This window comes from Vibrio sp. Y42_MX_L11 (genome assembly GCF_024181785.1).
Taxonomy (GTDB): Bacteria; Pseudomonadota; Gammaproteobacteria; order Enterobacterales; family Vibrionaceae; genus Vibrio; species Vibrio diabolicus.
This window is the reverse complement of record NZ_JAMZAP010000021.1, coordinates 1-14,700: the sequence shown is the minus strand read 5'-3', so window position 1 is coordinate 14,700 and position 14,700 is coordinate 1. Positions and strand designations below refer to the sequence as shown.

Genomic DNA, 14,700 nt, shown 5'->3' with positions numbered 1-14,700 from the left:
AGCGCTCTTGTTATAACGATTCGAATGAGTTACTCAGTGCCACCCACCGTCAGTGAGTCTAATTTCAAGGTCGGCTGACCAACACCAACTGGCACACTTTGACCTGCTTTACCACATACGCCAACGCCCTTGTCGATACTTAGGTCGTTGCCGACCATCGATACTTGCTGCATAGCTTCAATACCAGAGCCAATCAACGTCGCCCCTTTAACTGGGCGCGTAATTTTGCCATTTTCAATTAAGTACGCTTCCGATGCGGAGAACACAAACTTACCCGAAGTAATGTCCACCTGACCGCCACCAAAGTTTGGCGCATACAACCCTTTCTCGACCGTCGAGATGATTTCTTCTGGCGTATGTTCACCTGGTAGCATGTAGGTGTTGGTCATACGCGGCATTGGTAAATGTGCATAAGACTCACGACGACCGTTACCTGTTGGGTTCACACCCATTAACCGCGCGTTTAGCTTGTCTTGCATGTAACCTTTCAGCACGCCATTTTCGATGAGCGTGTTGTACTGGCCATTCACCCCTTCATCATCCATATTCAGTGAACCACGAAGGTCTTTTAATGTACCGTCATCAACAATGGTACACAGTGAAGACGTCACTTGTTGACCCATTTTGCCAGAGAAAACCGAAGATTCCTTACGGTTAAAGTCACCTTCTAAGCCATGACCTACCGCCTCATGTAGCAATACGCCTGGCCAACCTGAGCCCAATACCACTGGCATCATGCCTGCTGGCGCGGCTTCTGCTTCAAGGTTAACCAACGCCATGCGAATCGCTTCGTCTGCATAATGGAAAGCTTGTTTCACACCATTGCTTTCCGTTAAAAAGAAATCGTAACCAAAACGGCCACCGCCACCAGCGCTACCTCGTTCACGTCGTTCACCTTTTTGAGCGAGCACGCTAATAGACAAACGTACCAAAGGACGAATATCGCCTGCATAAGTACCGTCTGTTGCCGCAACAAGCATCTTCTCATGCACACCGCTGATGCTGATCGAGACTTCTTTAATCAATGGTTCTTTAGTGCGGATGTAAGCATCTAGAGACTTAAGTAATTCTGTTTTTTGCTGCTTTTCCCATTCAGCTAGTGGATTCACAGCCGCGTAGTACGCTTGGTTCTCCGTACGTTTAAACGCATGAACTTTGCCATTTTGCCCTTGCTGAGCAATACCGCGCGCCGCCATTGCACTCTGCTTCAGGCCTTCAGGCTGGATTTGATCAGAGTAGGCAAAGCCTGTTTTTTCGCCAGTTACGGCGCGGACACCAACACCACAATCAATGTTAAAAGAGCCATCTTTGATGATGCTGTCTTCTAGAACCAGAGACTCATGCCAGCTGGACTGAAAGTAAATGTCCGCATAATCGATCTGGCGTGTCGCAATGCTGGCAAGCGTGTCAGCAATGTCTTGCTCTGTCAGACCATTTGGGGCAAGGAGTGCCTGTTCTATTTGGTTTGTGCTCATAGTTAGCTCTTTTATTTCCGTCTCAATTCATTTTGAAAGCGACTGTGTTGAGTCAGCGGCATATTCTGCCTTACTTGTTGGCTCTGTGACAAATCTATCTCTGTCACCAATAAGCCTACTTCATCCTGAAGCTGTTTATGAATACGTCCCCAAGGGTCAACGACCATTGAGTGTCCCCATGTTTTTCGTCCACATGGATGCGTTCCAGTTTGTCCGCTCGCCAAAATCCAACATTGTGTCTCAATCGCTCTAGCTCGCAATAATACTTCCCAGTGAGCTTGCCCCGTCACAGCGGTAAACGCAGCAGGCACCACAATGATATCCGCGCCTTCTTGGCGCAATACTTTATAAAGCTCAGGGAAACGAAGATCGTAACAGATGCTCAATCCAACGCTGCCGATATCGGTTTCCGCCACGACTATTTGATTACCCGCCATAAACGTATCCGACTCACGATAACTACCATAACCATCGGCTACGTCGACATCAAACATATGCAGTTTGTCATAGTGAGCAATGCATTTACCGTGCGGCGGCAATACAAGCGTTGTGGTCGTGACACCTTTTGCGGTTTGAATGGGCATGCTTCCGACAATCAGTGTTAACTGGTTCTTTCTTGCGATTTCAGAGAGCCGCTGTTGAATCACGCCACTCCCAAGTGGCTCTGCATGTTGATGGTACGCTTCGCGGTTGGCAAACAGCACCGTATTTTCAGGGGTAAGGACAAGCTTGGCACCTTGCTTACTCGCCAAAGCACACTGTTTTTCAATAAAGTCCAGATTCGCGATGATATCTGGACCCGATGTCATTTGAATAATGCCAACACGTTCCATGTGTTTCCTCCCTATTCCATTTTAGTCGGTGAGTTATTTCGCCTGTTCACGCAGCTTTTCTGGTAGTTTGTATTCACCTTTACTTCGCGAAATTTCTTTCACCGTTGGTGAATCTAGTGGGCCTTTCACTTCATAATTGACTTGAGTGAAGACCTCAACCACCGGAGAAATCACTGTTGAGATGGCTAAAACATACAACGCGGTTTGTGGCGCTACTGCAAACGCGGTCAGCATTGGTAGGCCTGATGTGATGTCTGGGGTGAACTTCACTTCCGCATCGACCATTCTGCTGTTCATATTGGCGATGCCGCGGATCTGCATTTCTCCTGCTAAGGCATCCATCACGATATCGTTGGTGATAAACACGCCATCTTGGATTTTGCCCGTGCCCGTGATCGAGTTAAACGCCATGCCTTTATCGAATACGTCGGTAAAATCGAGCTGCATCTTACGGATGATAGAATCCAAACTGAACAAGCCTAACAAGCGTGCGGCACCACTGACTTCACTGATCACGCCTTTACCAAATTCCGTTGAGACATTCCCTTGCAAGGTTTGTGTCTTCATCGACCAAGGCGCGCCGTCCCATTCCATATTGGCATTGATCTCAAATGGTGCCTGCTGAATACCCGATGTGATACCAAAGCGCTCCATAAGGTCAGTGTTGTTATCACCTTTCATTTTCATGGTTAAGTTGGAATGGCTACTCTCTTTTGTCAGATCCCACCAACCGCTCATATCAATGCGGTTTTTGCCGCTGCTAAAGGTGATATTTTTCCACTCCAAACGGTTCTCGCGACGCTGCAAATCAACATTCACCTTCCCCACTTTGTAACCTTGCAACCAGAAATCATCGATGTTCAAAGTTAAGTTTGGCATCTCAGCGTGAAACTGGCGGTCAAAATTGGTAATCAAAGGTGCGTTTTGATCCTCACTGGCAAAGAGCGAGCTACGCTCTTTGGTCATCTCTTCAAACCCTGGAATATACAAGTGCAAGTGTTCCAAAGAGACCGATAAGTCATACGGTTTCAAGTAGTTAGCCTTACCTTTAACCTCTTGACTGTCCACATCGAGTTGCCAGCTCAAATTCTTCTTGCTTGCGGAGAAGTCCACATCATGAAACTCAATCCCACCAAGCTGCAAGTTTGGCGTTTCAACATCAATCCGTGTCGGCAATGGAATACTCGGCGTCTTCATGCTTGCCAGAACAGATGAGGATTGCTTACCTTCCGAGCCCTGAAGCAGCTCTGCCCACTGGTCTAAATTAAGCTCACCGACACGCACTGATGCATCGTGTCCGACAATAGGGCTGATCCTGAAACCACCTTTGCCGACCATTAAATGAGTCGCCGTCAGAACAGGTACATCGCCAGTTATATCTATCTCGGTTTGATACTTAGCATTTGGGATCTGTAGTCTTGCTGAAATGCTTTCTTGGTTGCCGGATGCCTGTAGTTTTGCTTGCCCGGACTCGCCAACTTGTTTCGCTAGCGGATAGGGATATTGACTCGCTAAACGATTTAGCTGCGCCAACACATCAAGTTGATAGGTGAAGCCTACATCATTAAGTTGTAAGTCAATGTCCATTTGCCACGGCGCATGCCCAGAAACAAGCTTTAACCAACGCTCACCAACATAAGGTTTGAGAGGCTCAACGTCCCAATCCCCTAATGTGTTAATCGTCACATTGTAGCCCTGTTCCGCACTCTCACCACGAAAATCGAGGGATATAGGCTGGGTAAGCAACTCTGCAGACAAACCCGATGTGGTGACCACATCATTATCGAAGTGGATACGCCCTGTGGCTTTCTCCAGCGTCATTGGCGGCGCTTCAATATCGACACGATTTTCTGTTAAATCGGCATAACCCCAAGCACGGGACTCTTTTTCAAAATCAAACGGAATGTTGAGCTGGAACTCAGAGTAAACCGGACCACTCACTTGCAGCGCCGTCAACGCTGCCCCGACCGAGTCCACCAATGGCGTCGCCATCATGTAGTCACGAACTTCATTGCCCGGCGCGCTCGCTTTGGCTTCAATCTCAATGTGTCCACCTTCCGCCAACTCAGGGATTCGCCCGGTAATACGCTTGGCATGAACACCATTTAGCGTGGCGGACTTTGAATCCAAATACATGGCATCATTTTCAAACAGCAAGTCCAGCTGCAGATCCGTGATGGTTGGCCACGCCGTATCAAAGCTAAATTTCGCGTCTTTTAAACCGACCCACGCCTGAAACATGCCATTATGATCTTTGTAAGGAAAATCCCCTAACTCGCCATACCACAACAGCTTAGCCGTATTCACTTTTCCGCCTTGAATCGCAGTCGATAGGTAATCCGTTAAGTCTTGTCCCAGTGCCAGAGTCGGCAGGTAACGCCATGTTTCACCTGCGTTATAAAGATCCGCCTCAGCATAAAACGATAAAAATGGGCTTTGTTCTTTTGGAAAATCAAGACGAAATGCTCCTAGTACTTGAAGATCCGGTGTCGCTGCCGTCACTTTATCAGACCACAAGCGCCAGCCGCTCTCATCTTGCTGCCAGATAATATCGACTTCACCTTGTTTGATATTCAGCGGAGCTTGAAATACGTCACCGTACGGAAATACATCATCAATGACGGTTACTTTCGCTTTGGCTTGATCTAAATCACCAGATACACTGCCCTGTACATGATGGAATCCTGGTAGCAGTTCCCATTGCGTCATCGCAAGCTCATCCAGTTCCGCGGAGTAGCGTAACGTATCTAAGCCACCTTTCATGGACAAGCGAACATCTTCAACTCGGCCTTTCGGTGCCAGTTTGTTGATAAGATCACTGGTCGATTCCGACTCTGGAGCCAATTTGATGAGCGGAATAAGTGCTTCGATATCGAGTTGAGAAAGGTTGAGCGTCCAACCATTCGGTTGCCAATCAAACGCTGCGTCTAATTCCGGCCAAGGGGTGTTGTCGGTTCGGATCCGAAGTGAGTGACCATTTACTTTCCAACCTTGTTTATCTGGTCGAAGATTGAAAATACCTGACTCGATAAACAGCTCATGACGACCGTTTTCATTCCACACCAGCTCAGAAGGCAACAGTTCAACATACGCATCATTCGGTTGGCTGTGTTTCAGCGTCAGCCAAGTGTTTAAGCTGACCTTACCCGACTCAGCACCCGACTCTTCTTGCATGTAAGTGGTTAACCAAGGCGTCACTGAGACATCTTGGGCACTTACGTAAAACTCACCAGACACATCACGCAGCGAACCATGGTCTTTAAAGTTAGCGCTCACTAACAATGAATTCAGACGAACATCGGCAATGTTCACGGTGCCTTCGGCTAAGTGGTGCTTGCCTTGGTTGCTCCAACGGAGCTGCTCGATATCTAAACGGCGAGTCTCACCAGATACCGATTTATACCAAATCCGTGAGTCGGTAATGGTGAAGTCTTCAAACTGACGTAAAAGAAGTGAGTCGAGTTGGTCGATGAGCTTCACTTCGCTCTTGTCCACACTCGGTTCCTGCTCTTGACGACTAGAGGTCGGCAGAATGTCTACGGTGTGAATATCCAGAGCGAGGTTATGGATGGTGAGGTCTGCGACCACCGGTTTGAGTTGCAAAAGAGATTGAATGAGATCGAATTCAATTTGGATTTCTTCAACGGCAAAGCGTGCATCCTGAATATTCGGCAGGTTCGCCTCTAAACCGAGTAGCGCGATCGAGGGGTGATTATTGCGCCACGTCCCTGCGACGTTGGCGATAGAAAAGTCAAAACCTGTGTCCTGCTTGACCCAGGTTTTGATCTCATCTTGGAAGTGGTTAAGTTGTGGCAATGTGACGCGCAGTGTGGTTACTAATATGGCCAATAACACCAGTACAGTAACTAAACTCCACGCACAAAAACGCCCAAAACGGTTAACACCAGAATTCACAAATGTTCCAAATTACATCATTACGACGTCAAACTGTTCCTGAATGTACAGGGGCTCAGCCTGAACTCGCACTTGCTTGCCAATAAATACTTCGAGCTCAGCCAATGCATGCGACTCATCACCCAACAGCGCTTCAGCAACAAACGGCGATGCGTACACAACAAAATTATCGGCGTCGTAAGCACGGTTTACACGAGTAATCTCGCGTAATATCTCAAAGCACACGGTTTCAACCGTTTTCACACTGCCACGGCCCTCACAAGTAGGACAGCCAGAACACAAGATATGTTCAATACTTTCTCGTGTGCGCTTACGCGTCATCTCGACTAAGCCGAGCTGAGTAAAGCCGTTGATGTTGGTTTTTACTCGGTCTTTAGCCAGTGCGGTTTCCAATGAGGTAAGTACTCGCTGACGGTGCTCTTCAGACGCCATATCGATAAAGTCGATGATGATGATGCCGCCAAGATTACGCAAACGCAGCTGACGCGCAATAGCTTGCGTCGCCTCAATGTTGGTATTAAAGATGGTCTCTTCAAGATTACGACGACCAACAAATGCACCAGTGTTGATGTCGATAGTTGTCATGGCTTCAGTTTGATCGATGATCAAGTAGCCACCCGACTTTAGCTCAACCTTGCGCTCTAAAGAACGCTGAATTTCATTCTCGGTGTCGTACATGTCAAAGATTGGCTTGTCACCTTCGTAAAGCTCAAGCTTGTCTGTTAACTCAGGTACATACTCAGAAGTGAATTCTTTCAGGTTTTCATATTCGAGGCGGGAGTCGACCATGATTTTATCGAGCTCTGTGCCGACAAAATCACGCAGAATGCGCTGGGCCAAACCAAGCTCACCGTAAAGCGTTGAACGCGTTTTGTATTTTGAACGACGCTCCATGACTTTTAGCCACAAGCGCTTAAGAAATGCCGCATCTTGAGAAAGCTCTTTTTCATCTGCGCCTTCCGCGGCGGTACGAATGATAAAACCACCATGCTCATCACAGTAATGATTCACCACTTTTTTCAGACGCTCGCGCTCTTTCTCACTCTCAATACGCTGCGAGACACCAACATGGCTGGCACCCGGCATAAAGACAAGATAACGTGAAGGCAATGTGATATCCGTCGTTAAACGCGCGCCTTTCGTGCCGAGCGGATCTTTGACCACTTGTACAACAATGTCTTGCCCCTGACGTACCAGCTCAGAGATATCACGGACTTGAAACTGCTGTTTTTCGTTCTCTGCCACACATTCGGTATGCGGGACAATATCTGACGCATGTAAAAATGCCGCTTTATCTAAACCGATATCGACGAAAGCCGCTTGCATACCTGGCAGTACTCGGCTGACTTTGCCTTTGTATATATTGCCCACAATGCCGCGACGCGATTCGCGCTCGATATGTATTTCTTGTAGTACTCCACCTTCAATCATGGCCACACGAGTTTCACTCGGGGTCACGTTAAGCAGCAATTCTGCACTCATGTGCACACCTCAAAACAATTATAAAAATTCTTGAATTAGCTGATCGGTTTCGAACAAAGGTAAGCCTACTACAGCGTGATAACTGCCTTCGATTCGGGTGACAAATCGCCCTCCGAGTCCCTGAATACCATAACTTCCAGCTTTATCGCATGGCTCTCCTGACTGCCAATATTGTTCGATTTCTTCGTGAGTCAGTTGTTTGAACCACACGTCAGTGGTGACGACCACTGAATGTTGTTGTTCCGATGATACGACGCTCACCGCTGTCATCACTTGATGACGACGACCGGATAAGTCAGTAAGCATACGCTTTGAATCTTCAAAACTTTTTGGTTTTTCTAGCACACGGTCATCGCATACTACGACCGTGTCAGAGCCCAATACAACGGAATCAGGCTTAGCTAATGCTAAGCCTGCCTGAGCTTTTTCCAAAGAAAGACGCAGCACGTACTCTCGTGCCTGCTCATGAGCCTGTTTAGCTTCCTCAATATCAGGCAATACGATCTCAAAGTCATAACCTAGTTGAGCAAGCAACTCTTTTCTTCTCGGAGAACCCGAAGCGAGAACGAGAGATAAGCTTTTCTTCACCGCTTTACCTTACGTGCCATGCACGACGAACTCGTCGCATTAATAAAAACATCCATGGCCAAAGTATACAGTTTATTGCTGCCGTCCACAGAGATAATGGATTAAATACTACGTCCTGGTTCAAATATTCCCCACAGAATATCAAAACTTCCAATAACGCAGTAAAAAAGGCAATTAAAATCGACTGTTGCCACAATGCCATGTTACGAATCAACAGGAAATTCAACGCCACCAGATAGATGACAATCGACATCATCATGCCGCGAATTCCAAGCGTTGAGCCGATCAAGATATCCCATAATAAGCCCAGCACTAGCGCGGTGCCAACGTTCACTCGGTGCGGCAGTGCCAACACCCAATAACACGTTACAAGGAACAACCATGATGGACGTAAAACATCTAACACACCTGGCCACGGAATGGTTTGCAACACCAGCGCAACGAAGAAACTGACACCAATCACCATTCGGCTGCTCACTACATTATTGGCCATCAGTTACCTCTTGTTCTTCTTGCTCTAACCCTTCATCCACATTGGATCGCAGCACTTTGTGTTGACGATCTTCATTCGGCCAAATCAGCAGTAGGTAACGTAAGCGATCAAACTCTACAACTGGCTCAGCTTTGATTGACGCAAACTCTTGGCGCGTATCGTGATCCACATTGGTAACCGTCGCGACTGGATATCCCTCTGGGTAAATTCCACCTAGGCCGGATGTCACCAATAGATCGCCAACCTGAATATCAGTACTGGTTGGAATGTGCTCCAGTTGGATTTCATCCATTTCACCATTGCCCGACGCGATCACTCGAATATCGTTACGGATCACTTGGACAGGAATCGCATTTTTCGCATCCGTTAGCAACAGAACACGTGCGTTGTGCGCTGCGACAAACGTGACTTGACCAACAATGCCTTTTTCGTTGATCACTGGCTGTCCGACGTACACACCGTCTATTTGTCCTTTATCAATCACCACTTGATGACGATAAGGTGAGGTATCAACCGCCATCACTTCTGTTACGACTTTCTTTTCATCCCGGACAAATGAAGAACCTAACAATTTGCGTAGACGTTGGTTTTCTTCTTTATATTGATCGAGCAAGATTAGCTCGCTTTTCAGGCGTAGCACTTCTCGCTTTAAGTTGCGATTGCCTTCAACTAATGCCTGACGAGTATTAAAACGTTCAAATACGCCATCGAACATGCTGCGAGGCAAATTGGCTGCGTATTGAATGGGCGCAACCATACTGTTCAATAAGTATCGGACGTTGGAAAACGTATCTAGACGACTATCAGCCAGCATTAAGCTCGCCGACACGATGACAGCAAAAAACAGACGTAATTGCAGAGACGGTCCTCTGCCAAAAATCGGTTTCATCTTGTTTTTGACCTGATTGCTTCCATGATTATTGAGCCTTACTTGGCAACCTAAAAATACTTAAATAAATACTTAAAGAAATACTTTTAGGTATGGAGCATGTTTGAATTACAGAGAGAGCAGAAATGAAGGTGAAGCCCGACATGAGCTTCACCTAAACCTTTATTCTTCAGAGAACAGATCGCCACCGTGCATGTCGATCATTTCTAGTGCTTTACCGCCACCACGCGCAACACACGTTAGTGGATCTTCCGCGATAACCACAGGGATACCGGTTTCTTCCATTAATAGACGATCGAGATCTTTCAGTAGCGCGCCACCACCAGTCAGAACCATGCCGTTTTCAGAAATGTCTGAAGCAAGCTCTGGTGGACACTGCTCTAGTGCAACCATGACCGCTGAGACGATGCCAGATAGCGGCTCTTGAAGCGCTTCTAGGATCTCGTTTGAGTTCAGGCTAAAGCTGCGTGGTACACCCTCTGCAAGGTTACGACCGCGAACTTCAATCTCTTGAACTTCATCACCAGGGTAAGCAGAACCGATTTCGTGTTTGATCTTTTCAGCCGTGGCTTCACCAATCAAGCTGCCGTAGTTACGACGTACGTAGTTAATTACCGCTTCATCAAAGCGGTCACCACCGATACGTACAGACGATGAGTAAACCACACCGTTTAGAGAGATAACGGCAACTTCAGTTGTACCACCACCGATATCAACCACCATTGAACCAGTCGGCTCAGACACGCGCAGGCCAGCACCGATTGCTGCCGCCATTGGCTCGTCGATTAGGTAAACTTCACGCGCGCCAGCACCGAGAGCTGATTCACGAATTGCGCGACGCTCAACTTGGGTAGAACCACAAGGAACACAAACAAGAACACGTGGGCTTGGCTTTAGGATGCTGTTGTCATGCACTTGTTTGATAAAGTGCTGAAGCATTTTTTCGGTTACGTAGAAATCAGCGATTACGCCGTCTTTCATTGGGCGGATAGCGGAAATGTTGCCAGGTGTACGACCAAGCATCTGTTTTGCTGCGTGACCGACTGCAGCAACGCTTTTTGCAGAACCTACACGATCTTGACGAATAGCAACTACAGAAGGTTCATCAAGGACAATTCCTTGCCCTTTTACGTAAATTAGAGTGTTGGCTGTACCTAAATCGATAGATAGATCGTTAGAAAACATGCCACGAAGTTTCTTAAACATACTCTTCGCTCATCCTGCAAAAATATAGAAGACAAAAATTGCTCTAAATGTACCAATGCCTCGCTGTCACAGCAAGGTATTGGTACACAAACATGAGCAGAAAGCCTCAATTTCTTGCAGTTTCCTAACTTAAGGGCAAAAACCTAAGTTGTTACTGTCCGGTTAACCCTGGCTCACCACGGTAAATCACGCGATCGTTACCACGATGAATACCGAAGGTGACGACGGTGGATGGGTTTTCTTCACCAGCTTTCTTATTATCCCAGTTGTACTTGAGCCAAGGTAAGCCATTTTTTGAATCATCAAGATCTAACCAAACGCGTGTTTGCTGACGGTATGGTTCAGCTTGAGTTGCAGTTACAGAACGAGAAGAACCAGAAGACACTTCACCACCAGCTCCTAATGTAACCGCTTTAGGATCAGCATCAGTACCTGTTGGCCAGATATGCGTTTCAGCGGCAGTGACACCTTTCACATCGGTTTGATTGTCATCAGGGTTGGCGATAAAGCGGCTACCATTCCAGTATTCAACTCGGAGTGGCACTCTCAACGTCGAACCCTGGTTGCCACCAACATCATCTAGGTCTATACGACCAAAGCGGATGTCAGGTTGAGTAGGCAATAACCCCTCACTACCATCGATAGATACTGGATCCTTATTATCATCCGCAGGTTTGATTGATATCGCCGTATCTTTCGCGTTCTCGTTAAAGTTGAGCGGACCATCTGGGTAACTTGAGCCAGAACCTTTTAATAGCTCTAACCCATCCGTCGTTGAACCAGTAAACTTACCTAGACTTCTTGAAGTGACATAAGCAGCACCATTATTCACCCAAGTTCCCGTATAGGTTTTGTTCAAAATAAAACGAGATTGATAAGAGCTAGTATCTTTCAAACCAAACTTTGCTTGTAAGCCACTAGAGAAGAAGGCGTAGTTTGTTAAAGCGCCTTTATCCGCATTTAATGCCTCAACATAAAACTCCTCGACGCCAAAGCCTTGTCCCATATAAGCAAAGTTTTCTTTATGTGGGTAAGCCCATTGATTTCCTTTCGCGTCATCAACTCGGAAATACTTAGGGTAGAAACGACCAATATTTTCTTCTGCTGGCGTAATGGTGAAAGCTTTACTGCCGAGATACGTTTCAGGTGGTGTAATCTTAAAATCAAAAGCACCAACTTCGGATACAGTTTGCGTCACTGACCCCGTACCATTAGTTAGATTGATATGATCGTATGTGGTCGTCCCTAAAGTGCCAGGAATCGCACTATCAAACTGCGGGTAAGATACTTTATGACTAATCGTTAAACCTGATTGCTGATAGTTTTGTGCTGGCTTCTTATTACCACCAAATTGGTAGGCAGTTACTTTCATCGTAAACGGCTCTCCAGCGGCAACAAAACTCTTATCACATGAATCGGATGCCCCACAAAGACCACCATCAACCGTCAACTGAAGATAAGCAGGAAAACTAACAAAGCTATTTTGACCTAATGAATCCTTCTCACCTTTGATTTTCGCCTTCAGCGCAACTTTACCTGCTTCGGGGTATCTCAAGTTAAAGTAAGCCTTGCCTTCGCTGTCAAAGTAAACATCGTCAATTTCCATACTCTCTGTGTTGTCGATAGCAACCTCTTCACTAAACTTGCCATCTTCCTTTAGAAAAGAAACGTATGTTTCAACTTGCACTGCATTTTTCTCAGGTTCAACACGTTCTACTGAAAGAATCACATTGCGATGTTGACCAACTCCATCTTGCTGACTAGGTGCACTACAAAACTCAAGGTAAGGTCTATTTTCAATTCCATATAAAGGGGTTCCATCAGTAAAAAATGGTTTGCCCGCTACCTTATCTGGAATATTTACGCCCAACGCGGCAGAGTTAAACAAGATATTACAGTTTTGCTCAGATAGCGGACCACCAGCGATACGACACTTAGCGCCTTCAAATCCGAACTGTGGAACTGAACTACTCGCAATGCCAAGTTTTGCAGAGCCAGATTGATAAGCCTGCAATTTTAACGAAATAGAGTCAGAGAATGTGGCACTATCTCCTTCCTCCCACTTAACCAAAGAGGAAGATTGAGGCAACAACGATACCGTGACGGGCTCAATACTCGCCCCAGGATTACTAGACAACACTGATGCTGGATATGTTTTCGAGCAAGAGTCATTCATACACGCTCGAAGCGTTACTTCCGATGCCTGACAAATACTGCCAGTTCCAGCATAGTCAAACTCGAAGTGGTGAATGCCTTCCGTTATTTTTTGATACTTATCAGCACAAACTTGGAAGTTATCCATTTCGTGTATATTGGTAATGTCACCGGTCGAGGCGGTAATTGACACACGGAAGTTTTCTGGAGGAGTGGTTTGCCCAAAACCTCTCATGACATCAAATTTCGAGATCAATGTTGTCCAAGAATTCGCGCTACCGATCTTACGCTGAATCGTAATGTAGACTTTACCTTGTTGTTTAGAATCAATGATAACTTTATATCTATGGTTTTGATTGCTACGTCCATCTAAGTCACCAACATTGTGATTACCTTTGATATAGCGATAGCCTCCCATCCAATGCCCTGAGTCATTCTTAATCCCAGAGCCACGAATCGCGACTGTATTTGGCTTAAACCCTGGTCGGTAATTACTATCCTCAAAACTACCTTCTCTTGAGTAGTTGCCGTATTCATCGATACCAAACCCAAGCCAACCACCAGCAAAGCCTTGTATGTTAGGTTTCACGCCATAGCCAAGTGGACCACCAAATGCCCCAGTTTGTGGCGGAACATTTGCGTCAGATAAAACCAATGCTACACCATCAGCCCCAGAGCCGGAGTGTGCATAATGGTCAAATTCCACTTCAAGGTAGTTATCTTTCGAAGGGAATAGATAGTTGTATGCCGATGCAGTTGCTTGATTTCTTTGAGACGAGTTTAAAACGAATCGACCACCAGACGGTTTAGGTTTGATGCTTTGCCCAAAGCCAATAACAGACCAGTTACTAATATCATTAGCGTTGAAGTCTTCCATTGGAAGTAAATTACATTGTGTTGGCTCTGGGGTCATATCGGGACAAACAGACTGAATAACATCGATAGGACAAGTGCCATCTGTATCGGATGGAGTACAGCTTGGATCATTCACGCCGCAGTAGATTTTTTCATTATCAAAGTCATATGAATGACCAACAACAGAACCACACACACTTGAGTTCTTTACTGTTGCCTTATGACTTGCTTGGATAGCGTTTTTGTAGGCGTAAATGCCCCTATTTTTATTTTCTTTGGAGTTCTCGAGTTTAACTTCTGAACCTATGGAGGTAACTTGACCACATACTAGGGATTTTTTAATTTCAACTTTGTGTAAAGCTGTCAAATTTCCGTAAACGGAGTTACCGTCCCCCGCCTCTTCAAGCTTTATTTCTTCACCGAGGCTTTGGATGTCTCCAACAACTGTCGTTCCTTTCAACACCACTTCGTGTGATGCTTCGATGTCACCGTAAATTTGATTATTCGAGTTTTCTGTTTTTACGGAACCACCTTTACTTTTTACATCCCCACGAACTACAGTCTGCTTCAATATAACATCGCCATGAGCTACCACATCACCGTCAATGGTGTTGTTATTCCTCTCCGTTTTTATTTGCCCTCCAGCACTGGTAACGTCACCTTTGACAGTAACTTTGGAGAGTACGATATCAGGGAAAGATTACGAAACCCCTTGCCCTGCAAGGACTTGCGAAAGGTAGCTGTTGCTACGGTTCGCTTTTTTCTGCTTTCTTTTGATCCCAGCTTTGAAGCTGGTTTCTTCCGTCAGCA

Annotated in this window: 9 protein-coding genes; all 9 read right to left on the bottom strand. The window is 46.2% G+C overall.

Annotated features, from left to right (window positions below):
• Positions 1-29: 29 nt before the first annotated feature.
• The 9 genes from tldD to NL643_RS18295 all read right to left on the bottom strand — a co-directional run bounded on the left by tldD (position 30) and on the right by NL643_RS18295 (position 14,461).
• Entirely contained in the window at positions 30-1,475 is a 1,446-nt protein-coding gene (gene tldD, locus NL643_RS18335) for a metalloprotease TldD (RefSeq protein ID WP_253644946.1), read from the bottom strand.
• 11 nt (positions 1,476-1,486) lie between these two features.
• A complete protein-coding gene (locus NL643_RS18330; protein ID WP_253644945.1) occupies positions 1,487-2,308 on the bottom strand; it encodes a carbon-nitrogen hydrolase family protein in 822 nt (273 codons plus the stop codon).
• A gap of 33 nt (positions 2,309-2,341) precedes the next feature.
• A complete protein-coding gene (locus NL643_RS18325) occupies positions 2,342-6,223 on the bottom strand; it encodes a YhdP family protein (RefSeq protein WP_253644944.1) in 3,882 nt (1,293 codons plus the stop codon).
• A gap of 12 nt (positions 6,224-6,235) precedes the next feature.
• Positions 6,236-7,705, bottom strand: coding sequence for a ribonuclease G (gene rng / locus NL643_RS18320; protein ID WP_005381138.1), 1,470 nt, complete (start codon positions 7,703-7,705; stop codon positions 6,236-6,238).
• 18 nt (positions 7,706-7,723) lie between these two features.
• On the bottom strand, positions 7,724-8,293 hold the full coding sequence (locus tag NL643_RS18315) for a nucleoside triphosphate pyrophosphatase (protein WP_048626847.1): 570 nt from the start codon (positions 8,291-8,293) through the stop codon (positions 7,724-7,726).
• 4 nt (positions 8,294-8,297) lie between these two features.
• Positions 8,298-8,786 carry a rod shape-determining protein MreD gene (gene mreD / locus NL643_RS18310; RefSeq protein WP_012841380.1) on the bottom strand — a complete coding sequence of 163 codons (489 nt, stop codon included), beginning with the start codon at positions 8,784-8,786 and terminating at the stop codon, positions 8,298-8,300.
• Positions 8,776-9,675: a rod shape-determining protein MreC gene (gene mreC, locus NL643_RS18305; RefSeq protein WP_005396268.1), complete on the bottom strand. Its 900-nt coding sequence runs from the start codon at positions 9,673-9,675 to the stop codon at positions 8,776-8,778. The genes mreD and mreC overlap by 11 nt, the downstream gene beginning before the upstream one ends.
• Positions 9,676-9,837: 162 nt before the next feature.
• Positions 9,838-10,881 (bottom strand): rod shape-determining protein, encoded by a 1,044-nt coding sequence (locus tag NL643_RS18300; protein ID WP_005381144.1) that lies wholly within the window; start codon positions 10,879-10,881, stop codon positions 9,838-9,840.
• Between the two features lie 151 nt (positions 10,882-11,032).
• A complete protein-coding gene (locus NL643_RS18295; RefSeq protein ID WP_253644943.1) occupies positions 11,033-14,461 on the bottom strand; it encodes a DUF6701 domain-containing protein in 3,429 nt (1,142 codons plus the stop codon).
• Positions 14,462-14,700 lie beyond the last annotated feature (239 nt).